The organism is Saccharopolyspora shandongensis (assembly GCF_900106995.1).
GTDB lineage: Bacteria > Actinomycetota > Actinomycetes > Mycobacteriales > Pseudonocardiaceae > Saccharopolyspora > Saccharopolyspora shandongensis.
The window spans coordinates 21,795-44,598 of record NZ_FNOK01000042.1; the positions used below are offsets into that span (position 1 = coordinate 21,795).

Here is a 22,804-nt window from a genome sequence, read left to right on the forward strand (position 1 = left end):
GTGCCACAGTAGACGCGTGAGCAGGGCGGACGCGTCGAAACCCGGCGAGCCGCAGGGCCCGTCGAGGTCGGTCGCGGACACGTTCTCCCGGTTGCGGCTGAGGGAGCTGCTGAACCAGGTCCAGGTGCGCATCGAGGAGATCATCGGGCTGCGCGACCGGATGGACGGCCTGCTGTCGGCCGTGCTCGCGATCTCGTCGGAACTCGAACTCGACGCGGCGCTGCGGCGCATCGTGCACACCGCCATGGAGCTCGTCGATGCCCGCTACGGCGCCATCGGCGTGCTGGGCCCCGGCGGGGAGCTGTCGCAGTTCGTGTACGAGGGCATCGACGAGCCGATGCGGGAGCGCATCGGCTCGCTGCCCACCGGGCACGGCGTGCTCGGCGTGGTCATCGAGGCGGACAAGCCGCTGCGGCTGACCGACATCTCCGCCCACCCGGCCTCGGTCGGTTTCCCGCCGCATCACCCGCCGATGCGCGGCTTCCTCGGCGTGCCGATCCGCGCGCGGCAGGAGACGTTCGGGCGGCTGTACCTGACGGAGAAGCGCGGCGGTGGGGAGTTCACCGAGGACGACGAGGTCGTCATGCAGGCGCTGGCCGGCGCGGCGGGCATCGCGGTGGACAACGCCCGGCTGTTCGAGGAGGTCCGCCGCCGGGAGCGCTGGCTGGACGCCACCGGCGAGATCACCGCGGGACTGCTGGCGGGCACCGATCCCATCGACGCGTTGCAGATGATCGCCGAGCGGGCCGCGGAGCTCACCGCCGCCGACTACGCCCTGGTCGCGGTGCCCGCGGCCGATGAAGACGCGGCGGAGGTGACCGACCTCGTCATCACCGTGTCCGTCGGCCTGGACATCGAGGACCTGGCGCACCGGACGATCCCGGTCGGCAGCTCCACCGCCGGGCAGGTGTTCCGGGAGCGGCTGCCGCGCAACGTCTCGAACCTCGCCTTCGACATCACCGAGGGCAACGTCGTGCAGTTCGGCGCCGCGCTCGCGGTTCCGATGCGGGCCGACGAGACCACGTCCGGCGTGCTGCTCACCGCGCGCGAGGTCGGGGCGCCGGGGTTCGACGAGAACCAGCTGCAGGTGGTGTCCTCGTTCGCCGACCAGGCGGCGCTGGCCCTGCAGCGCGCCGAAGCGCAGGCCGCCCGCCGGGAGCTCGACGTGCTGGCCGACCGCGACCGCATCGCGCGCGACCTGCACGACCACGTCATCCAGCGGTTGTTCGCCATCGGCATGGCGATGCAGGGCACGCAGCGGCGCGCGAAGGTGCCGATCGTGGCCGCCCGGCTGACCGAGCACATCGACCAGCTGCACGAGGTGATCCAGGACCTCCGGGCCAGCATCTTCGACCTGCAGGCCACCGGCGCGAGCGCGGTGCGGTTCCGGGCACGGGTGCAGCGCGTCATCACCGACGTGGTCGGCGACAGCCCGATCCGCATCACCGTGCGGATGGCGGGACCGCTCGACGTGCTGCCGCCGAAGCTGGCTGAGAACGCCGAAGCGGTCGTGCTGGAGGCGGTGAGCAACACGATCCGGCATTCGCGGGCATCGGAGCTGTCGGTCGCGATCGTCCTGGACGACACGCTGTCGATCGAGGTGACCGACAACGGCATCGGCATCCCGGACGACGTCACGCCCAGCGGCCTGCACAACCTCGCGGAGCGCGCGGACCAGCTGGGCGGGCAGTGCACCGTTCAGCCGCTGCCGATGGGCGGGACCTGCGTGCGCTGGAGCGCACCCATGCGCTGATCGCATCCGCGCCGCGGTGCCATCGTGTGCCATGACGGGCGACGGTGGCGCACATCGTGCCCTTGGATTCCTGCACGGTGGTCGGCGCCTCGGAGTCCCGATCCGGGGGTCGCGTTTCAGCGGGGCGCGCGGGCACGTAGGGGACGCCGCCGTCTGGGGCGCAGGGCGCCGTTTCGCGTGAAAACGGCGCCCTGCATGAGGACGGGGTGGCGTTTTCGCGCGAAAACGCCACCGGTGTCCGGCGTCGGGACGCCTTCGGGATGAGCCGGGCGCAGCCATTCTGAGGCGACATCTTGGGCGAATTCGGGACCGTTGTGGCTCCTTTTCGGGCGGGCCGAACGGCGCGTTCAGCTGGCCTCATGTGCCGTCGACGCGTTCTTCCGGCGCGGAGCGCGCCAAAATGGCTTGTATTAGTGCCATGACGATGCCATAGTGACGCCATCGATCCGGCGGGGTGACCCCGGTGATCGAGATCGACGCGTTGCTACGACGAAAGGAGGGGGCATGGCTGGGCGATCCGCCATCTCGGTCCGCGGGCTGCGGAAGTCGTTCGGGGACAAGGTCGTGCTCGACGGCATCGACCTGGACATCCCGCAGGGCAGCATCTACTCGCTGCTGGGCCCCAACGGCGCGGGCAAGACCACCACCGTGCAGATCCTGTCCACGCTCATCCGCGCCGACGCCGGGAACATCCGGGTCGCCGGGCACGACCTGGCCGCCGAGCCCGACGCGGTGCGCGCCGCGATAGGCGTCACCGGCCAGTTCTCGGCGGTCGACAACCTGCTCACCGCCGAGGAGAACCTGCTCCTGATGGCCGACCTGTGTCACCTGCGCCGGCCCGTCGGCCGGCGGCGGGCCGCGGAGCTGCTGGAGCGGTTCGACCTGGTCGAGGCGGGCCGGGAAGCCGGTCGCGGCCTACTCCGGCGGCATGCGGCGGCGGCTCGACCTCGCGATGACCCTGGTCGGCGATCCGCGGGTCATCTTCCTCGACGAGCCGACCACCGGGCTGGACCCGCGCAGCCGCCGCACCACGTGGCAGATCATCCGCGACCTGGTGGCCGGCGGCGTCACGATCTTCCTGACCACGCAGTACCTGGAGGAGGCGGACCAGCTCGCCGACCGGATCGCCGTCCTGGACCACGGGCGGCTGGTCGCCGAAGGCACCGCCGCCGAACTCAAGCGCCGGATCCCGGGCGGCCACGTCAGCCTGCGGTTCGCCGGTGCCGCCGAGCTCGCCGCAGCCGCCCGGAACTTCCGCGACGTCGCCCGCGACGACGAAGCGCTCACCCTGCAGATCCCCAACGACGGCAGCATTCCGGCGCTGCGCGGCCTGCTCGACCGCCTCGACGCCGAGTCGATCAAGCCCGACGCGCTGTCCGTGCACACCCCCGACCTCGACGACGTCTTCCTCGCCCTCACCGGCCGCCCCGACAACGAGAAGGAGCCGCTTCGATGAGCACCCTTTCCCGCGCCGCGGGCGATTCGATGACGATGCTGCGCCGGAACCTGCTGCGCGCACTGCGCTATCCGGGCATGTCGTTGTCGGTGATCGGCATGCCGATCGTGATGATGCTGCTGTTCGTCTACGTCCTCGGCGGCGTGCTGGGCGCCGGGCTCGGGGTCGGGGCAGGAGGCGCCGGGTACATCGACTACGTCGCGCCGGGGATCATCCTGATGGCCGCGACGTCCGGCTCCGTGGCGGCGTCGGTGTCGGTCTGCGTGGACATGACCGAGGGCATCATCAACCGGTTCCGGACCATGGCGATCTCCCGGTCGTCGGTGCTGACCGGGCACGTGGTCGGCAGCGTGATCCAGACGATGGTCAGCGTCGTGCTGGTCGTGCTCGTCGCGCTGCTGCTGGGTTTCCGGCCCAGCGGCGGACCGCTGGCGTGGCTCGGTGCCGTCGCCCTGCTCGCGCTGCTGGCCTTCGCGCTCACCTGGGTGTCGGTCGCGATGGGTCTGGTCGCCAGGAGCGCCGAGACGGCGAGCAACGTCGGCCTGCCGTTGCTGTTCCTGCCTTTCCTCGGTAGCGCGTTCGTGCCCACCGATTCGATGCCGGCCGGGTTGCGCTGGTTCGCCGAGTACCAGCCCTTCACGCCGATCATCGAGACGGTGCGCGGACTGCTGATGGGCACCCCGGTCGGCGCCGACGCGGTGCTCGCCGTCGCCTGGTCGGTCGCGATCGCGCTCGCCGGCTACCTGTGGGCGCGGGCGGCGTTCCGGCGCGAGCCCACCCGCTGATCAGGATTTTTGATCTTTGTCTTTGAAGCGGCGCAGCCGCTTAGCCCACCTACGACGCTTGCACCGCCGCGGGTTCTCAGACGGTGCCCGCCCTTCTGGGCTACTGGGCGAGGCCAGTCCCCGATGCCGCGTATTGGTCATACGTAAGTCGGGGCTCCCACAGTCCAGGCGGCGTCTGTAACTCCCGCAGGGGGCCGCTACCCGCGCCGCCACGTGGAACGAGCCTGGAAGTGGGCCTCGATCAGGCCGGGACCAAGCCGCGGACGTCGGCGAGGAGTTCGAGCGAGCGGCGCCAGGCCCCGCGGTCGGGCGCCGCGGACACGACGATCAGCTCGTCAGCCTGGGAGCGGTCGACGAACCGGTCCAGGTAGTCGTCGACCTCGGCCGGCGCGCCGACCGCCGTGTACTTGGTCATCTGCAGGACCTGTTGCCCGGCGGGGGAAGCGAGGATGGCGTCCGCTTCCTCCGGGGTGAATTCCTTGCCCTGGCCGAGCATTCGGGTCACCCGGTAGCGCTTCGCCGCGAGGAAGTGCTCCTCGGCTTCGTCGGTGGTGTCCGCCGCGATCACGTTGACCCCGGCGATCACGTACGGCTCGGCGAGCTGCGCGGACGGCTGGAACTCCTGCCGGTACAGCGAAACGGCGGCCTCCAGCGCGTCGGGCGCGAAGTGCGAGGCGAACGAGTAGGGCAGGCCGAGCAGCGCCGCGAGCCTGGCGCCGAACAGGGAGGAACCGAGGATGTACAGCGGCACGTCGGTCCCCGCGCCCGGCGTCGCGTTGACCCCGGGGATCCGGGTCTCGCCGGACAGGTATCCCTGCAGTTCCAGCACGTCCTGCGGGAACGTCTCGGCCGAGGACGGGTCGCGGCGCAGCGCCCGCATCGTCTTCTGGTCGCTGCCCGGGGCGCGGCCGAGGCCGAGGTCGATCCGCCCCGGGAACAGCGTTTCGAGGGTGCCGAACTGCTCGGCGATGGTCAGCGGCGCGTGGTTGGGCAGCATGATGCCGCCGGCGCCGAGCCGAATGGTCTTGGTGTGCGCGGCCACGTGGCCGATCAGCACGCTGGTGGCCGACGACGCGATGGACGACATGTTGTGGTGCTCGGCGTACCAGATCCGCCGGTAGCCCAGCGATTCGGCGCGCTGAGCCAGATCGACGCTGCCGGCGAAGCTGTCGGCGGCCGTCTCGCCCGGGCCGATGTGTGCCAGATCGAGAATGGAGAGGGCAACGGCCACGGCGGCATCAGCCTTTCATCGCGTGCGACGGGCGCGAGGCAGCCGCCCCGCGCGGCAGAGATAACGGAACAGCCGCCCCGGTTATTCCGAGATCGCCGAGCAGTGAGACTCGTCACGCCTTGCGCGGTGGCGCATCCTCGTCGGCGGTGTGGGGTGAACGGCCCGTTCGCCTCGATGGGCGAGGTGAACGGGCCGTTCGCGCCAACCGCCTGGAGATCCACACCGGAGGTCAGCGGGTGAGGCCGGCCTTCTTCGAGCACACCGGCCAGGCCTTCGGCCCCTGCTTCGCGAGGACCTTCTCGGCGATCGCGATCTGCTGTTCGCGGGTTGCCTGGGAGGCCTTGGGGGCGTAGGTCTTGCCGCCGAACGCGGCCCAGGTGGACTGGGTGAACTGCAGGCCGCCGTAGTAGCCGTTGCCGGTGTTGGCCTTCCAGTTGCCGGAGCTCTCGCACTTCGCCACGGCGTCCCAAGTGGACGCCGAGGCGGCGTTGGCGGGGATGGCCATCGCCAGGGGAGCGGCGGCGATCAGGCCGGCGAGCGCCACTCGGGCGGCGATGCGGGCGGCGGTGTGCTTCGGGGTACGCGTCATGGCGGTCTCCTGCTGCGCCTGCGAGCGGGCACGTTCGTGCCCCGGGTGGGCGTGCGGGGGCGCCGCCGGTACCCGGTTCGGGGTGCTCGCCCCTGCCCAGTCGTTCGTTCGGGGTGGGAAGCCGCGCGGGGCAGGGTTCGGCGCTGCGAGCTTCCGCGTCGGCTCGGGGATCCGACTGGCGGACACGCTACGTAGTCGACGCTGGCGGACCAACCCCTGGAATTCCGCATCCATCGCCGGGGAAGTGCTGCAAGATCCCGATGATCTGGCGTTCGCGCTGGTGGATGACGAAATTGCTGTCGACTACATTTAGTGATGTTCAGTCTGATATTCACTCGTGTGGGTTATGCACGGCGTGGACGTCCGGCGGTTCGGGTGACGCCCCTGGACGCCGGGCCCCGGCATCCGGTAGATCTGACCTTCCGCCGCCGGAAGGGAACGATCATGGTCGGGAGATTTCCCGCCGTGGCCCTGTTGGCGGCGGTGCTCGTCGTGGCTTCCGCGCCCTCAGCAGCAGCCGCGGCCATCTGGGACGGCGACGCCGCGAACGGCAAAGGCGTGTTCGCCCACATCGGCTCGGAATGCGCCGCGCCGGGCAGCGTCACGGCCGTCGACGATCCGGAGCACGGCGCGGTGTGGCGCTACGACAAGCCTGCCGAGAGCAGGCGGTGCGAGAGCCGCGGCATCGCCATCGACGGCAAGGAGCACGACTTCGAGAACGGCTCCACCTACTACCTCGGCTGGCGCAGCAAGCTCTCCAGCACCGTCGACAACAACGCCACCTTCCAGTGGAAGTCCTACGGCAGCCACATCCAGAACTACCCGGTCGTCCTCAAGGTGATCGACGGAAAGCTCTCGCTGCTGCAACGCCAACCGGACGAGACGCGCATCGTCTGGGAGCACCCGATCGCGGCGGGGGAGTGGCACAGCATCGTCCTGGGCCTGCACCTGTCCGACGAGACCACCGGCGGCTGGGTCGAGTTCTGGTTCAACGGCGAGCAGCAGACCTTCAGCGACGGCTCGAAGCGCTGGGCGTGCCGCACCTTCGACAGCGAGAACCACCCGAAGTGGGGCGTCTACGGAGCCGAGGGCGACGACGTGGTCAACGAGATCGATGCGCTCAAGGTCGGCACCGACTACGCCGACGTCGCGCCCTGACTGCTGCTTTCGTCGGTATCTACCGGTCGCACGGCTGGCTAGGTTCTTCGCATGAAAATGCGTTGGTTCGCCGGGGTGCTCGGCATCATGCTCACCGCGGTCACGATGGGAGCTGCGGAGGCCCAGCCGCAGCAGTGGTCGAGTCCGCGCACGATGTGCGAGTACATCCCGACGCCGGAGAACCCGGCCGCGCGACCGGTCCGGCCGCCGCATCCAGCGGCCAAGAACGAGGGCACCGCCCGCGCCACGATCCAGACCAACCACGGCAACGTGGTCGTCGAGCTCGACCGCGCGAACGCGCCGTGCGCGGTGCACAACCTCGTGCACCTGGCCCGCAAGGACTTCTACGACGACTCCCGCTGCTGGCGCCTGACCAACTCGGCGCGGCTCGGCGTGCTGCAGTGCGGCGACATCTACTCGGTGGAGAAGGGCGGCCCGGGCTACCGCTTCGCCGACGAGGTCACCGGCGCCGAGACCTACCCGCGCGGCACCGTCGCGATGGGCAACCAGGGGCCGGACACCAACGGCAGCCAGTTCTTCATCGTGCACTCCCACGCCAACATCAAGCCCGGGTACACGGTGCTGGGCCGGGTCGTGGAGGGCATGGACGTGCTCGACGAGATCGTCGCCGGCGGCATCATCCCGGGCGAAGGCGGCGACCAGGACGGCGAACCGGCCCTGCCGGTGGAGATCGAGAACATCAAGATCCGCCGCTGACTAGGAGATTTTGTTCAGAATGGGGTTTGCATAGCGGTGCGGGTAGCGGAACCTCAGACGCCGACCAATACGCGGCGCTGGGGCTGTCCTCGCCAAGAACCCCAGTGGGGTGGGCACCGTCTGAGAACCCGCGGCGGTGCGAGCTGAGTCCCACACCGAATGCGGCTCACGCCGCATTCTGAACCCCTAAGGTGAGCCGGGGCCGAACCACGTGGTCAGGGCCTCGCGGAGGCTGCGTCGCTCCTGGGCGTCCGGTCGCGCCGAGTTCGACGCCCAGGCGACGTAGCCGTCCGGCCGCAGCAGCATCGCGGTCGGCGAAGTCCCGGCGCGACCGCTGACCACCTCCACCCGGCCGCTCCAGTCGGCGAGGTCTTCGGACAGCGCGGCGCCTTCGGTCATGTCCAGCAGGAGCGGCCGCGCGTCCGCGGTCAGCTCGGCGAGCCGCACGCTGCCGGTTCCGGTGTCGATCAGCAGGTCGGGCGCCCACCGGCCGATCAGCGGGTGCGTGGCGGTGGTTCCCATCCCGTACCGGACGTCCGCGCCCGCCATCATGTCCGCGATGTGCTTGATGTTGCGCGGCTCGTGGAGGAGCTCGCCGAAGAGCTCCCGCAGCGCGGTGGTCTCGCTGCCGGGCGCGAGCAGCGCCGACTGGGCCTGGGTGTGCATGACCACTCGCCGGGCCACCGGACGCCGCTCGGTCTCGTAGCTGTCCAGCAAGCCGGGCGGCGCCCAGCCCCGCAGCTCTGCGGCGAGTTTCCAGCCCAGGTTCACGGTGTCCTGCAGGCCCAGGTTCAGGCCGGGGCCACCGATCGCCGAATGCACGTGGGCGGCATCGCCGACCAGCAGCACCCGCCGGTCCCGGTACCGGTCCGCCAGCCGGGTGTTGCCGCCCGTCAACCGACGCGTGAGGTGCGGGCCGTCGCCGGCCGGCGGCTCCAGCGGCAGGTCCACCCCGAGCACCCGGCGGGCGCTCGCGCGCAGTTCGTCCAGCGTCAGCGCGGTTCCGTCCGGGGCGGCCGAGCCCCACTCCATTGTGGACACCGCCGTTCGGCCGTCGAGGAACGGCGCGTACGCCAGCACTCCTCGCTCGGTTCGGTGGTGCAGGAACGGCGGGATGACGCCGTAGCCGGGGACGTCCAGGCCGCCCGTCGCCGGATCGACCAGCGAGCTCGGGATGCTGACGTGCGCCAGGCGAGAAACGACGTTCTCCTTGGTGACACCGGAGAATCCGATACCGGAGAGCTTGCGGGTCGGGCTGTGCCCACCGTCTGCGCCGACCAGGTAGCGGGCGCGCAGCGGGTAGTGGCCGTCCGGCCCGGCGACGTCGATGGCGACCGCGTCGTCGTCCTGGGCCAGACCGACGAGTTCGTGCCCCCAGCGGATCTCCACGCCGAGCTCGACGGCGCGTTCTTCCAGGGCCTGCTCGATGCGGCGTTGCGGCACCTGCATCAGGTACATCGGGTTGTCCTCGACGGCGCTCAGGTCCAGCGGCATCGCGCCGAACACGAACACCGGAGCGGGCTGCGGCGGCTCGGAGCTCCCGCTGAAGCGCTGGTGCAGGCCCCGGCGGTCGAGCATTCGCACCACCTGCCCGACCAGGCCGTTGGCCCGCTGCGCGGTTCCGCGCTCCGGGAGGCGTTCGAGCACCAGCGGTTTCGTTCCGGCCAGGCTCAGCTCGCAGGCCAGCATCAGCCCGTTCGGGCCGGCGCCCGCGATCACGACATCGGCGATCACGACTTTCCTCCTTGCTGTGGCGGAAAAAGGCATGGTCGATCGACCCGGCGGCGCCGGGTTGTCCGGTTACGGAGTTGTCAGGGGACGGGCAGTCCGTTGGCGAGCTGCTGGAACGCGTCGCGCAGCACCGGAGCCATCGGGGTGGGCTCTTCGGCGTTCAGCCAGTGCTCGATGGACGTGGCGATCGCGACTCCGACCGCGCCGGCCACCAACCGCGGGTACAGGTCGCGCGCCGGGTCGGTGCCGGTGCGCTCGGCGATGGCGGCGGCGAGTTCGGCCTCGGCGGTGGCGTTGGCCCTGACGAACTCGCCCTGCAGCGCCGGTTCGGAAACCATCAGCCGGACGCCGTCGACCCACTGCCGGTCCGGTTTGTCCTCGCCGGTGCCCTGGCCCAGCGCGAAGCGGGCCATCGCGGCGTTGGTGATGGCCTCCCACAGCGGCTCGGATTCCGGCCGCGCGCGCAGCTCCACCGAGATCTGACGGGCCCGTTCCAGGTGCCGCGCGGCGATGGCCTCGCCCTTGCCGGCGAAGTAGTTGTTGAAGGTGCGCGGCGATACGCCGACCTCGGCGGCGATGTCCTCGACGCGCACGTTGTCGAAACCCCGCTCCACGGCGAGGCGGATGGCCGCCCAGCTCAGGGCGAGGCGGGTCTCCTGCTTCTTGCGCTCCCGCAAGCCCGACCGCTCCCGATCTTCGGCACCCATGACGACCACGCTACTCGGATTTTGCGGACCACGCAAAAATGCGTGATCAGAAAAATTGACCAGCCGCGTTCGCGAGGCGACGCGGCCAGGCAAGCCCGGCAGAGGGCGATTTCGCGCGAAAACGCCGCCCGCGAGGTGCCGGGCGGCGGAACGGCCTGGGACTGCGGATCGGGTCCGCAGTCCCAGGACGGTCAGGATCGGACGGCTTCCTCGGCGGGCGCGGGCTCGGCCGCCTCCGCCCTCTTCGTCTGGTCGAACAGCGCGCCCACGCCGATGAACAGCGCCCCGGCGACGAACAGCAGCGAGACGCCCCAGGTGGCGTGCGTGGGAGACGCCGTCACCAGCGCCAGCGCCGCGAGCGGGGCGAGGCCGCCGGAGAAGGCTCCGCCGACCTCCCGGCCGGTGCCGAGGCCGGACACCCGCACCTTGGTCGGGAACTGCTGGGAGAGGAACGCGCCCTGCGCGGCCAGCATCGCGGGCACCACCACGCCGGTGGCGAGGATCAGCGCGATCCAGATGTAGAGGCGCTGCCCCGAGTCGAGCAGCCAGAAGAACGGGAACGCCAGCGCCGCCGTGGCGATCGCGCCGGTGATGATCACCTTCTTCGCGCCCACCGAGTCGCAGATGCGGCCCGCGATGGGGACGGTGAGGATCGCGCACGCGCTGGCCAGCGAGATGCCGAATGCGCCGACGTTGGCCGCGACGTCGCGGAATTCGCTGAGGTAGGACAGCGAGAACGTCTTGAAGATGTAGCTGACGCCGTTGTACCCGATGGTGATCGCCATGACCACGGCCAGGCCGCGCCAGTCCGACTTGATCAGCGAGCGCAGCGGCTTGGCCTTCTTGCGCGCCGAGGTGTCGCGCGCGATCTTCTCGAACTCCGGCGTCTCGGGCATCTGGCGGCGCACCCAGAAACCGAGCGCGACGAGCAGGAAGCTGGCGATGAACGGGATGCGCCAGCCCCAGTCGTAGAGGAACTCGTTGCCGAAGCTCGTCAGCACCGTCACGGTGAGCGACGAGACGAACAGCCCGATGTTGACGCCCAGCGCCGGCCACGAGCCCAGCCGGCCGCGCGACTTCTCGTCGGCGTGCTCGTAGGCCACCGCGATCGCGCTGCCCAGCTCGGCGCCCGCGCCGAGGCCCTGCAGCAGGCGCAGGATCACCAGCAGGATCGGCGCGACGATGCCCGCCGAGGAATAGGTCGGCAGCAGGCCGATCAGCCCGGACGAGATGCCCATCAGCAGGAACGTCGCCGACAGCACGATCTTGCGCCCGTACTTGTCGCCGAGGATCCCGAAGACGATGCCGCCGAACGGGCGGGCGAGGAAGCCGACCGCGAAGGTCGCCATCGCCGCCAGGGTGGCGGTGGTGGGGTTGCTCGCCGGGAAGAACAGGCGCCCGAACACCAGGGCGGCCATCGAGGCGTAGAGGTAGAAGTCGAACCACTCGAGGGCGGATCCGATCACTACGGCGGGTCCGACGGCCTTGCGGGTGGACGGCTCGGGGCGTGCCGTCGCGCCATTGTGCAGCGTCATTGCTTGAGTCCCTCTTGACGGGTGGTCGTCGATGCGTGGGCGATCGCGATGGGTGGTCGTTCGGATATAGGAACTTCGGCGAATCTAGGAAGTGAACCGGGTCACTGTCAAGCGGTTCGCCGCGGGTAGTCGTCCGACTCCTGATTCATGCGGGTTTTCATCGATCTTCGTGCTCTTCGAGGCCGCGGCCCGACGGTTGACAGACCGGGTGCCGGTCGATCATCGTGTCCCGATAGCAGGATTAGTTGTTCGTATTTAGGAACAGATCGATCGCGTGGCCGGTCCGCGGCCCGGGTCGGTCGACGTGTCGCCGCTGGTACGGGCGCCAGGCACGCCGGAGAGGAAAGCGCCATGCACTTCGAACTGACCCCGGACCAGCAGTCCCTGCGGGCGGGCGCGCGCGAACTGGCGCGCAGCTTCCCCGACGAGTACTGGGCCGAGCGCGACGCGAACAACGAGTTCCCGTGGGACTTCTACAACGCCTTCGCCGAGGGCGGCTGGCTGGGCATCGCCATCCCCGAGGAGTACGGCGGCGGCGGGCTCGGCATCCTCGAAGCGGCGCTGCTGCTGGAAGAGGTGGCCGCCTCGGGCGCCGGGATGAACGGCTGCAGCACCATGCACCTGACGATCTTCGGCCTCAACACCATCGTCAAGCACGGCAGCGAGGAACTGCGCAAGGAGGTCCTCCCGGCGGCGGCCGACGGTTCGCTGCACGTCTGCTTCGGCGTCACCGAGCCCGACGCGGGCACCGACACGACCCGGATCTCCACGTTCGCCAAGCCGGTGCCCGGTGGCTACGTCATCAACGGCCGCAAGGTGTGGATCACCAAGGCGGGCGACTCGCAGAAGATGGTGCTGATCGCCCGCACCACCCGGCGCGAGGAGGTCGACCGCCCGACCGACGGGATGTCGCTGTTCCTCATCGACATCGACCCCGAGCACGTGCACCTGAGCCCGATCCCGAAGCTGGGCCGCAACGCGGTCTCCTCCTACGAGGTCGTCATCGACGACCTGTTCGTGCCCGAGAGCGCCCGCGTCGGCGCCGAGGGCCAGGGCTTCAAGTACCTGCTCGACGGCCTCAACCCGGAGCGGATCCTGCTGGCCCACGAGGCGCTGGGCATCGGCCGGGCTGCGCTCGACCGCGCGGTGCGCTACGCGAAGGAACGCGTCGTCTTCGACCGGCCCATCGGCCAGAACCAGGGCATCGCGTTCCCGCTGGCCGAGGCGGCGACCCGGCTCGACGCGGCTGAGCTGATGGCCCGCAACGCGGCGTGGCGCTACGACCAGGGCCTGTCCTGCGGGCGGGAGGCGAACATGGCCAAGTGGCTGTGCGCCGACGCCGGTTTCCAGGCGGCCGACCAGGCGATCCAGACCCACGGCGGCATGGGCTACGCCCGCGAGTACCACGTGGAGCGGTACTTCCGGGAGTCGCGCATCCTCCGCCTCGCCCCGGTCAGCCAGGAAATGGTGCTGAACTACGTGTCCAACCACGTCCTCGGCCTGCCCAAGTCCTACTGAGAACGGGTCGCCTTGCGCAGCGGTGCGGTGAACCCGAACCGGCCCATCCCGCAACCACCGATCGAAACGGGGATCTCCGCCATGACCGCACCGAACGGCAGCCTCCGCGGCGTTCGCGTCCTCGACCTGTCGCGCATCCTCGCCGGTCCGCTGTGCAGCCAGATGCTCGCCGACCACGGCGCCGAGGTGATCAAGGTCGAGCCGCCCGCCGGTGACGACACGCGCACCTGGGGGCCGCCGTTCGTCAGCGAGACGATGAGCGCCTACCACACGGGGATCAACCGCAACAAGAACAACATCTGCCTGGACTTCGCCTCGCCGGGCGGGCAGCAGGTGCTCGACGAGCTGCTGAGGGACGCGGACGTCGTGGTGGAGAACTTCAAGGCGGGCACGCTGGCCAAGTGGGGCTTCTCCGACGCGTCGATCGCGGAGCGCTACCCCCGCCTGATCCACTGCCGCATCACCGGTTTCGGCATCGACGGGCCGATGGGCGGCATGCCCGGCTACGACGCGATCCTGCAGGCCTACGGCGGGTTGATGAGCATCAACGGCGAGCCGTCCGGGCCGCCGCTGCGCGTCGGAGTGCCCATTGTGGACATGGTGACCGGGATCTACGCGTTCTCCGGCGTGCTGCTCGCGTTGCACGACCGGCACGCCACCGGGCGCGGCCAGCTGGTGGACTGCACGCTGCTCGACACGGCGATTTCGTTGCTGCACCCGCATTCCCCGGGCTGGCTGGTCTCCGGGAAGCTCCCGCGGCGCACCGGATCGGCGCACCCCTCCATCGCCCCGTACGACACCTTCGAGGCCGAGGACGGCCAGATCTTCATCGGCGTCGGCAACGACCGCCAGTTCCGCCACTTCGCGGAGCTGCTCGGCATCCCGGCAATCGCCGACGAAGCGCGGTTCGCGACGAACTCCGACCGCGTCCGCAACGTCGCGGAGCTGCGCCCGCTGATCATCGAACGGATCGCCGCCCACCGCCGCCACGACCTGGCCCGCAAGCTGCTGGACCGCGGCGTGCCGGCGACGCCGGTGCACGACGTGGGCGAAGCGCTGACCGATCCGCAGGTGCTGCACCGGAACATGGTGGTGGAGCGGGACGGCTACCAGGGCACGGGAATTCCGATCAAACTCAGCAGAACGCCCGGCGAGGTCCGCACGGCGCCGCGCGAGAAGGGCGCGGACACCCGCCGAATCCTCGCGTCCCTGGGCTACTCGGAAGGCCGGATCGAGGAGCTGATCGCCGCCGACATCGCCCGAAGCACCGACACCTGACCCCAACCCGATCCGTGATTGCTCACGGTGCGGCGACGGGAAGTGGCCAGGAGGCCTCGCCGGGTTCGTCCAGCCACGCCGAATGATCGCCGTTCTCCGCAACGGTGAGCCCGAAGCGATCAGGCGCCGGACGACCTGAGTCGAGCCACCACCCGTACGCTGCATCGACTTCTTCCCACAAGCGGCGAGGGCCGATCTGGTGCACCTCGAAGATCTCGTTGCGGCGCAACAGGTCGACCCTCGCCCAGGATCGCGACGAAACGTCGTGCAGCTCGATCCGCCGGTGGTCCGGGGCGAGCTCTTCGACTGTCAGGTAGCAGCGCGGAACCCGCAGACCGATCGCGAAAGCGGCGCGCGAATAGGCGATCATCTCGAAGAACTCCGGGATGCTGCGCGCGGTGGTCGTCCGGTCGGCCCCGCGCAGCTCGTCATCGCCGGGTTCCAAGTAGTCCCGGCGCTGACCGCGGACCCGCATGAAGGCCAGGTTCGTGCCGCAGCGGCCGGAGGCGGAGCCGTCGTCGTGGACGTCCAGGCGAAGAAGGGTGCCGTTGCAGTAGTCGGTACCCCACGGGGTGACGATCACGCCCCGCGGGTGGGCCTGGTCGATCCACGCGCGCGGAATCGCGCGGACGGCCGCGGTCCCGATCACGCGGTCGTACGGCGCTTCCCGGGCATGACCTGCCAGACCGTCGGCGGTGATGACCACGACGTCGTAACCGCCGGTGCGCAAGGCCTGTCGTTCTGCCGCGGCGACATCGGGATCGACCTCGATCGACACGATCTGCCCGCGCGGGCCCACGCGCGTCGCGAGTTCGGCGGCGTTCCAACCGGTGCCGCCACCGATCTCCAGGACCCGGTGTCCCAGGCGGACGTCCAGCGCGTCGAGCATGTCCGCGACCAGCGACGGCTTGCTGCACGAGCTGGAAGGCCGCAGCCCCGTCGCACCTGGCGGAGTCCGCCCGTCGTCGACCTGCGTGATGATCGGTTCGTCGGCTTCGACGAGCTCGTGCCAGCGCACGTGGTCGTCGTCCCTCGACACGGCGGAGAACCCACCTGTGGCCGCGTCGTCGACCCACACCACGGGCGGGATGAACGGCGCGCGTGGCACGGTGATTCGTTCGCGCCAGTCGGTCACGATGCTGCGCCGTCCTACTCGCCGTCGTCGCCTTCGTGCTTGCTGGCGTCGTCCTTGCTCACCCAGTTCTCCCACTTGTCCGGCTGCGGGTCGCCTTGGCCGTCGCGGTCGACGTCGCGCTTGCCCATCCTGGTCTTCTTTCTCGGCGGCGGTTGATCGCGGATCGACTGTACCGATTTCGGCGACCGGCGGAAGAATGTTCACCTGCCGGGAGGAACTCGTTTCAACCCGGTGAACCAATCACGGGAATTCGTGCGGGATCGCGTTCGGGCTCTGGCGGGGATAGCCTGGCGCTTGACTTCGTTCTGCCGTTCGTGATCGATTTTCGCCCGGTGTGGGCGGAAATTCGGGGGGATGATTCGAAAATGGCCAGGAAGAACAGGATTCTCATCGTCGTCACGAATGTTCCGGAGTACCGGAAGGTCGGCATGCGGACCGGTTTGTGGCTCGGGGAGTTGACGCATTTCTGGGACGTCGCCGAGCGGGCCGGTTTCGAGATGGACATCGCCAGCCCGGCGGGCGGGACGGTCCCGCTGGATCCGGAAAGCCTGTCGCACGAGGTCCTCGCCGAACTCGGCACCGAGCAGCGCTACCGGGACCGGGAGTTCATGGATCTGCTGGCGGACACCAAGCGGATTTCCGAGGTCGGCCTCGACGACTACGACGCGATCTACCTGACCGGCGGGCACGGCGTCATGTTCGACTTCCCGCAGAGCGCCGACCTGGAGGAACTGATGGCCCGGTTCTACGAGGCGGGCAAGGTGGTCTCCACCGTCTGCCACGGCGCGACGGGCCTGCTCAACGTCCAGCTCTCCAGCGGCGAACCGCTGATCAGGGGCAAGCGCGTCACCGGCTTCTCGTGGCCGGAAGAGGAATTGGCGAACCGCGCCGACGCCGTGCCGTACAACCTCCAGGAAGAACTCGCGAAGCTCGGCGCCGAATACCGCACCGCCGACGAACCGTTCGATGCTTACGTCGTCGAGGACGGCCGGCTGATCACCGGCCAGAATCCGGGCAGCGCCAAAGCCGTCGGCGAGGCGGTGGTCCGGCAACTCGCCGCGGTGTGAAGCCGAGCCGATTCGACTTCCTCTTCCTCGGTGACGCTGGTCACCGGCACTTCCGGGCCGAATATCACGATTTGACCCGTCATTCGGCTTCCGGAAATGATGTGCGTCGTGCCCAGCGCTTATCTGCTGCCGATCAAAACCGCGGTGATCGTCTTCCCGCTGCTCGCCCTGCTGTTGTTCGTGCCCGCGGCGGTGGTGACCTACCGCCGGCACGGCGTCATGACCAGCTGGCGGACGCTGTCCTTCTACAGCTTCCTGTTCTACTCGCTGACCGCGTTCTTCATGACCGTCGTGCCGCTGCCCGGCCCGTCGGTGGACGTGTGCGCGAAGTACCCCAAGGTCGCGCATCCGCAGCTGGTGCCCGGCAACACCTTCGCCGACATCTGGAAGGAGGCGGAGGGGCAGGTCACCCTGAGCGCGCTGGTGATCCACAACCCGGCGGTGCTGGAAACCCTGCTGAACCTGCTCCTGCTGCTCCCGCTGGGCGTCTACCTGCGCTTCCACTTCCGGCTGAACTTCCTCGCCGCCGCGGCGATCGGCCTCGGCACCTCGCTGTTCTTCGAGTTCACCCAGCTTTCCGGCCTGTGGGGCGTCTACGAGTGCCCGTACCGGCTGTTCGATGTGGACGATCTCATCGCCAACACCGGCGGGGCCATGATCGGCTGGGCCATCGCGGGGCCGCTGACCCGCTGGCTGCCGACCCTGGACAACATCGACGACGCGGCGCTGGCACGACGTCCGGTGCCGCTGGGCAGGCGGTTCCTGGCGCTGCTGATCGACCTGTGCGCGCTGCCGTTCGTCATGCTGTTCACGACCCTGCTCTGCGTGGTGGTCTTCGACTCGTCCAGCTGGCTGCTCGGCATGGTGCTGGCCGTGGCGCTCTGGTTCGTGCTGCTGCCCTGGTGGCTCGGCGGCACGCCGGGCAAGAAGCTGCTGCTGCTCAAGGTGGTCGGCCCGGATGGGAAGCGGCCCGAGCTGTGGCGGCTGGTGCTGCGGGCCGCGGTGCTGGCAATCCCGCTGCTGCCGATCCCGGTGATCACGGGCATGGCGGTGCTGGCGACCGCGGCGGCGTTGTTCCGCGCGGTGGGGGCCGGTCTGGACCGCTTGTCCGAGGTGCCCGGGCTGGCGCTGGACCTGATCAGCGGGGATCACGTGGTGGTACTGCTGATGGCCGCCGCGATGTTCGGGCTGGTCTGCCTGCTGCCCGTGGTGTTCTTCATCGCCCTGTGGCGCAACCCCGAGCACCACGGCCCGCACGAGCGGTTCTCCGGGGTGAGCAACGTCGCCCTGCCGCACAAGCGCGCACGCATCCCGCAGCCCGCCTCCGACACCAGCACCGACACCGAGGTCGACACCAGCGCCGACACCAGCACCGACACCGATGCCAGCACCGATGCTGACGCCGGGGCCGACTCCGACAAGACCACGGCGAGCGAACGCTGACGCTCGGCGCCAGTGGCTGCCGTTGGATGAGCACGCCGATCAGCGCGATGGCCCGGTGGCGGCGGAGATCATCGCCGGGCGGCCCTCCGCGATCGAGATCACCGCGGGGCGAACAGCTCGTTCTCGGGCCGACGCCAGCGGTGATCGGCGGCCCGTCCGGCGAGGATCTCGGCGCGGGCGCCCGGGCGGCAGAAACGACGCGCGCACGACTCCGCGAGGGCTTCGGCGGGCGGTTTGGTGCCGCCGCGATGGCGGGTAGGCGGAGGTCGGAACGCACGTGTTGTGGGGAGGGATCGGCATGGCTGAGCGGATGCCCGTCCGGCGTGGCGAACGCCGGGAGTGGGGCGGGGCGCCGGATGCGTGGCAGGAGCCGTTCCGCGAGCTGGAGGAGCTGTGGGATCGCATGGGGCAGCTCTTCGACCCCGGGTGGGCCATGACGCGGACCGGCGTCGCGTGGCAGCCGATGGTCGACGTGGAGGAGACCGAGAACGCCTTCCTGTTCGACGTGGACCTGCCCGGCGTGGCGCGGGACGACATCACCGTCGAGGTCCGCGGCCAGGAGTTGTGGATCACGGGCGAATTGAAGGAGAAGGAGCGCACCGGGGTGCTGCGGCGCAAGATGCGGCGCACCGGGAGCTTCTCGTTCCGAGGCAGCCTGCCCGGCGAGGTCGACGCGGACGAGATCGAGGCCAACCTCATGGACGGCGTGCTCTCGGTGAAGGTGCCCAAGAGCCAGCAGAGCACTTCGCGCCGCATCGAGATCAAGTGAGGAAGCGTCTACATTGGACTGACTACTCGTGCTGGCTTCACGAGGAAGCAGCAGTCCTGTGTGGACAGCGGAGTCATGCCTCCATGCGTTGCGGGTCGGCCTGCGCGGACGTGGCGGGAGGCGTCGACCGGCGGGGCATCAGCAGCAGCGCGATCAGCGAGATGACCGCGCAGAGCACGACGTACCAGCTGATCCCGGTGCTGGAGCCGGTGGATTGCAGGATGGCCGCGGCGATCAGCGGCGCGGGGCCGCCGGCGATGACCGAGGCGAGCTGGTAGCCGAGACCGGCGCCGCTGTAGCGGATGTTGGTGCCGAAGCTCTCCGCGATCAGCGCCGCCTGCGGGCCGTACATCACGTCGTGCACGATCAGCGACACGACGATGGCCAGCAGCACCAGGCCCGAGGAGCGCGTGTCCAGCAGCGCGAAGTACGGGAAGGCGTACAGGCCGGTGCAGACGATGCCGATGCCGTAGACGAGCCGACGGCCGAAGAGGTCCGACAGGTGGCCGAAAAGCGGAACGCTGATCAGGCCGACCGCGGCGGCGACCAGCGTGGCGTTGAGCAGCTCGCCGCGCGGCATCTCCAGGTGCTTCGTGCCGTAGGTCAGCACGAACGTGATGAACAGGTAGAACGGCGCCTGCTCGGCCAGCCGCACGAACGCGGAGGTGAGGATCTCCCTCGGGTGGTTGCGGATCGCGGCCCACACCGGCTGCCGCTCGACCGCCTGCTGCCGCTTCACCGCGGCGAAGTCGGGGCTCTCCATCACCCGCATCCGCACCCACAGGCCGATCGCGATCAGGACGACGCTGAGCAGGAACGGCACCCGCCAGCCCCAGGTCTCGAACGCGTCGCCGCTCGCCGCGCTGGCCGCTCCCACCGCGGCGGTGGACAGCAGCAGGCCGAGCGGCACGCCGAGGTGCGGCAGGCTCGCCATCAGGCCGCGGCGGGACGCGGAGCCCCATTCCATGGCCATCAGCACCGAACCGCCCCACTCGCCGCCGACGCCGATGCCCTGGCCGATGCGCAGCACGACCAGCAGCACGGGTGCGGCGAAGCCGAGCGTGGCGTACCCGGGAAGCACGCCGATGAGCACCGTTGCGATGCCCATGAGCAGCAGCGTGGTGACCAGGGTGGCCTTGCGGCCGATCCGGTCGCCGTAGTGCCCGAAGATCGCGGCGCCGACCGGGCGCGCGGCGAAGCCCACGAACAAGGTGCTGAACGATTCGAGCACGCCGGCGCTCGGAGAGCTGCCCGGGAAGAAGATCTTGGGGAAGACCAGGGCGGCCACGGTCCCGTAGAGGAAGAAGTCGTACCACTCGATCGTCGTGCCGACCGTGCTGGCGATGACGGCGCGGCGGCGGTGCGTCCGATGGGAATCGGTGCCGTTCGACATGGCGAGCCTCCATTGGCCGAGCCACTCAACCAACTTTGGATCGAAAGCCTGCAATCCCGTACCCGGGCTGTCAAGTATGCCGAAGACCCGTATCCGACTCGTTGCGATCGGGACACCGCCGCCGCGCCGGCGACTATGTCCTCAGTGGATGGTTGAGGCGTCAGCTCCCGGCCAGGCGTTCGCGGAGCTCGGCCAGCTGCTCACGGAGGGTGCCGGGGAGCTTGTCGCCGATGGTGCCGAACCACTCTTCGATCAGCGGGAGTTCGGCCCGCCACTCCGCCTCGTCGACCGCGAGCGCCGCGGCCACGTCGGCCGGGTCGGTGGAGAGGCCGGCCAGGTCGAGATCGGTCGCCGCGGGAACCAGGCCGATCGGGGTCTCCGCGCCGTTCGCGGTGCCCTCGACGCGGCCGACGATCCACGCCAGGACGCGCGAGTTCTCCCGGAACCCCGGCCACAGGAAGCGGCGGTCCTCGCCGCGGCGGAACCAGTTGACGTGGAAGATCCGGGGCAACTTCGCCGGTTCGGCCTTTGCGCCGGTGTTCAGCCAGTGCCCGAAGTAGTCGCCGGCGTGGTAGCCCATGAACGGCAGCATCGCCATCGGGTCGCGGCGGACGACGCCGACCTTGCCGGTGGCGGCCGCTGTGGTCTCGGAGGACAGCGTGGCGCCCATGAACACGCCGTGCGCCCAGTCGCGCGACTCGGTGACCAGCGGAATCGTGGTGGCCCGGCGGCCGCCGAAGAGGATCGCCGAGATCGGCACACCGTCGGGGTCGTCCCACTCCGGGGCGACGATCGGGCACTGCTCGATGGGTGTGCAGAACCGGGAGTTGGGGTGGGCGGCCGGCTCGCCGCTGTCCGGCGTCCAGTCGCGGCGCCGCCAGTCGGTCAGGTGCGCCGGCGGCCGCTCGGTCATGCCCTCCCACCAGACGTCGCCGTCGTCGGTGAGCGCGACGTTGGTGAATATGGTGTTGCCCTGCTCGATGGTCTTCATGGCGACCGGGTTGGTGTGGTAGCCGGTGCCCGGGGCGACGCCGAAGAACCCGAACTCGGGGTTGACCGCGCGGAGCCGGCCGTCGTCGTCGAAGCGCATCCAGGCGATGTCGTCGCCGAGCGTTTCGGCCGTCCAGCCGGGCACGGTGGGTTGCAGCATCGCCAGGTTCGTCTTGCCGCACGCGCTGGGGAACGCCGCGGCGATGTAGTGGACGGTGCCGTGCGGCGAGGTCAGCTTGAGGATGAGCATGTGCTCAGCCAGCCAGCCCTCGTCGCGGGCCATCGCCGAGGCGATGCGCAGCGAGTAGCACTTCTTGCCCAGCAGCGAGTTCCCGCCGTAGCCGGAGCCGTAGCTCCAGATCATCCGCTCCTCGGGGAAGTGGCTGATGTACTTCGTCGGGTTGCAGGGCCACGGCACGTCGGCCCGGCCCTGGTCCAGCGGCGCCCCGACGGAGTGCAGGGCCTTGACGAACTCGCGTTCGCCGCCGTCGCGGCCGATGAACTTCTCCACCGCCCCGGAGCCCATCCGGGTCATCACGCGCATCGAGAGCACCACGTAGGCGGAGTCGGTGATCTCCACGCCCAGCTTGGGGTTCTCGGCGTCCAGCGGGCCCATGCAGAACGGGATCACGTACATCGTGCGACCGCGCATGCAGCCCTGGTAGAGCTCCGTCATGGTCGCCTTCATCGCCGCCGGGTCCATCCAGTTGTTGGTGGGCCCGGCGTCCTCCTCGCGCCGGGAGCAGATGAAGGTGCGGTCCTCCACGCGCGCGACGTCGCCGGGGTCGGAGGCCGCCCAGAACGAGTTCGGCTTCGCCGCCAGCCGCACGAGCGTGCCCGCCGCGACGAGCTCGGTGGTCAGCCGGCGCCACTCCGCGTCGCTGCCGTCGCACCACACCACCTGCTGCGGGGTCGTCAGTTCGGCCACTTCCCGCACCCACGCCACGAGGGCCCGGTGGGTGGTCGGTGCCTGGTCCAGGCCAGGGATCGCGGTGGTGGTCATGATGTTTCTCCTTGCGGCGGCGCGATTGTGCACTGTGGACGATGGCGCCGGTCGTCGGTGCCCAGGTCGTCCAGCGGTCGGCGCCACCGGTTCCGGGCCCTCGCGGTCATGGTCCCCACAGCTCGTCGAAGCTCCGCGGAACGGCGCTTTCATCATCTGCGCGCGCGGCGAACATCGCAAATGCGCCGGTCGCACCCGCGTTCGCCTCGCCCGCCGCACCCGTCACGGTCGTGCTGCTGATCGTTTCCCCTTGCACCGCAATGCGTTTCCACGACTCGGATCGACTTACGAAAGCCGCTGCGGCAGAGCTATCCTGCACCTGCAATGGGATCCACGCGACGGGGAGGTGTCGGGTGGCCCAGGCAGGCTGGTGCATGCCGGTTGCGCGAGGCAACCGGTGTCGAAGCCCCTGTGGCATTTCCCGCCCGCCCGTTCGTCCGGCGCGCCTCCGCGCCCACCGGGAACTTCTCGACGGCGGTCGGTCCTGCGCTGGAGATCCGCCGAACCGGGTGCGCGGACATCGCTTCGGGGGCTAGGAGGTGAATG

The 22,804-nt window shown here is 69.8% G+C and carries 16 protein-coding genes and 2 pseudogenes; 10 read left to right on the forward strand and 8 right to left on the reverse strand.

Annotated features, from left to right (window positions below; genetic code table 11):
- Positions 1-16: 16 nt before the first annotated feature.
- From BLW84_RS32505 to BLW84_RS32515, 3 genes and pseudogenes are all read left to right on the forward strand, one after another.
- Positions 17-1,753, forward strand: coding sequence for a GAF domain-containing sensor histidine kinase (locus BLW84_RS32505; RefSeq protein ID WP_093273275.1), 1,737 nt, complete (start codon positions 17-19; stop codon positions 1,751-1,753).
- 504 nt (positions 1,754-2,257) lie between these two features.
- Positions 2,258-3,209 (forward strand): annotated as a pseudogene (locus BLW84_RS32510) (ATP-binding cassette domain-containing protein).
- The gene (locus BLW84_RS32515; protein WP_093273277.1) at positions 3,206-3,994 is read left to right on the forward strand and encodes an ABC transporter permease; all 789 of its coding nucleotides are present in this window, start codon (positions 3,206-3,208) and stop codon (positions 3,992-3,994) included. Before BLW84_RS32510 ends, BLW84_RS32515 begins: the two are co-directional and overlap by 4 nt.
- Before the next feature lie 241 nt (positions 3,995-4,235).
- On the opposite strand, the gene BLW84_RS32520 is transcribed toward BLW84_RS32515, so the two are convergent.
- The gene (locus BLW84_RS32520) at positions 4,236-5,225 is read right to left on the reverse strand and encodes an LLM class flavin-dependent oxidoreductase (protein WP_093273280.1); all 990 of its coding nucleotides are present in this window, start codon (positions 5,223-5,225) and stop codon (positions 4,236-4,238) included.
- Positions 5,226-5,466: 241 nt separating this feature from the next.
- Positions 5,467-5,814 (reverse strand): annotated as a pseudogene (locus BLW84_RS32525) (transglycosylase family protein); the annotation flags it as partial.
- Between the two features lie 465 nt (positions 5,815-6,279).
- Here BLW84_RS32525 and BLW84_RS32530 point away from each other — a divergent pair.
- The gene (locus tag BLW84_RS32530) at positions 6,280-6,972 is read left to right on the forward strand and encodes a heparin lyase I family protein (RefSeq protein ID WP_245761546.1); all 693 of its coding nucleotides are present in this window, start codon (positions 6,280-6,282) and stop codon (positions 6,970-6,972) included.
- Positions 6,973-7,023: 51 nt separating this feature from the next.
- The gene (locus BLW84_RS32535; RefSeq protein WP_177226810.1) at positions 7,024-7,689 is read left to right on the forward strand and encodes a peptidylprolyl isomerase; all 666 of its coding nucleotides are present in this window, start codon (positions 7,024-7,026) and stop codon (positions 7,687-7,689) included.
- A 186-nt stretch (positions 7,690-7,875) separates the two neighbouring features.
- On the opposite strand, the gene BLW84_RS32540 is transcribed toward BLW84_RS32535, so the two are convergent.
- From BLW84_RS32540 to BLW84_RS32550, 3 genes are all read right to left on the reverse strand, one after another.
- Positions 7,876-9,420, reverse strand: coding sequence for an FAD-dependent monooxygenase (locus BLW84_RS32540; protein ID WP_093273377.1), 1,545 nt, complete (start codon positions 9,418-9,420; stop codon positions 7,876-7,878).
- Between the two features lie 80 nt (positions 9,421-9,500).
- The gene (locus tag BLW84_RS32545) at positions 9,501-10,127 is read right to left on the reverse strand and encodes an acyl-CoA-like ligand-binding transcription factor (RefSeq protein WP_093273378.1); all 627 of its coding nucleotides are present in this window, start codon (positions 10,125-10,127) and stop codon (positions 9,501-9,503) included.
- 191 nt (positions 10,128-10,318) lie between these two features.
- A complete protein-coding gene (locus tag BLW84_RS32550; protein ID WP_093273284.1) occupies positions 10,319-11,662 on the reverse strand; it encodes an MFS transporter in 1,344 nt (447 codons plus the stop codon).
- Positions 11,663-12,013: 351 nt separating this feature from the next.
- On the opposite strand from BLW84_RS32550, the gene BLW84_RS32555 reads away from it, so the two are divergent.
- Together BLW84_RS32555 and BLW84_RS32560 are read left to right on the forward strand one after the other, a co-directional pair.
- Positions 12,014-13,180 carry an acyl-CoA dehydrogenase family protein gene (locus tag BLW84_RS32555; RefSeq protein ID WP_093273286.1) on the forward strand — a complete coding sequence of 389 codons (1,167 nt, stop codon included), beginning with the start codon at positions 12,014-12,016 and terminating at the stop codon, positions 13,178-13,180.
- Positions 13,181-13,261: 81 nt separating this feature from the next.
- A complete protein-coding gene (locus BLW84_RS32560) occupies positions 13,262-14,458 on the forward strand; it encodes a CaiB/BaiF CoA transferase family protein (RefSeq protein ID WP_093273381.1) in 1,197 nt (398 codons plus the stop codon).
- A 22-nt stretch (positions 14,459-14,480) separates the two neighbouring features.
- Here BLW84_RS32560 and BLW84_RS32565 read toward each other — a convergent pair whose 3' ends face one another.
- A complete protein-coding gene (locus BLW84_RS32565) occupies positions 14,481-15,593 on the reverse strand; it encodes a methyltransferase domain-containing protein (RefSeq protein ID WP_093273289.1) in 1,113 nt (370 codons plus the stop codon).
- 365 nt (positions 15,594-15,958) lie between these two features.
- On the opposite strand from BLW84_RS32565, the gene BLW84_RS32570 reads away from it, so the two are divergent.
- From BLW84_RS32570 to BLW84_RS32580, 3 genes are all read left to right on the forward strand, one after another.
- Positions 15,959-16,660, forward strand: coding sequence for a type 1 glutamine amidotransferase domain-containing protein (locus tag BLW84_RS32570; RefSeq protein WP_093273292.1), 702 nt, complete (start codon positions 15,959-15,961; stop codon positions 16,658-16,660).
- Positions 16,661-16,768: 108 nt separating this feature from the next.
- Positions 16,769-18,103: a VanZ family protein gene (locus tag BLW84_RS32575; RefSeq protein ID WP_177226812.1), complete on the forward strand. Its 1,335-nt coding sequence runs from the start codon at positions 16,769-16,771 to the stop codon at positions 18,101-18,103.
- A 298-nt stretch (positions 18,104-18,401) separates the two neighbouring features.
- Positions 18,402-18,872 carry an Hsp20/alpha crystallin family protein gene (locus tag BLW84_RS32580; RefSeq protein ID WP_245761547.1) on the forward strand — a complete coding sequence of 157 codons (471 nt, stop codon included), beginning with the start codon at positions 18,402-18,404 and terminating at the stop codon, positions 18,870-18,872.
- Positions 18,873-18,945: 73 nt separating this feature from the next.
- Here BLW84_RS32580 and BLW84_RS32585 read toward each other — a convergent pair whose 3' ends face one another.
- Together BLW84_RS32585 and BLW84_RS32590 are read right to left on the reverse strand one after the other, a co-directional pair.
- Entirely contained in the window at positions 18,946-20,265 is a 1,320-nt protein-coding gene (locus BLW84_RS32585; protein WP_093273297.1) for an MFS transporter, read from the reverse strand.
- A 160-nt stretch (positions 20,266-20,425) separates the two neighbouring features.
- Positions 20,426-22,258: a phosphoenolpyruvate carboxykinase (GTP) gene (locus BLW84_RS32590; RefSeq protein WP_093273299.1), complete on the reverse strand. Its 1,833-nt coding sequence runs from the start codon at positions 22,256-22,258 to the stop codon at positions 20,426-20,428.
- Positions 22,259-22,804 lie beyond the last annotated feature (546 nt).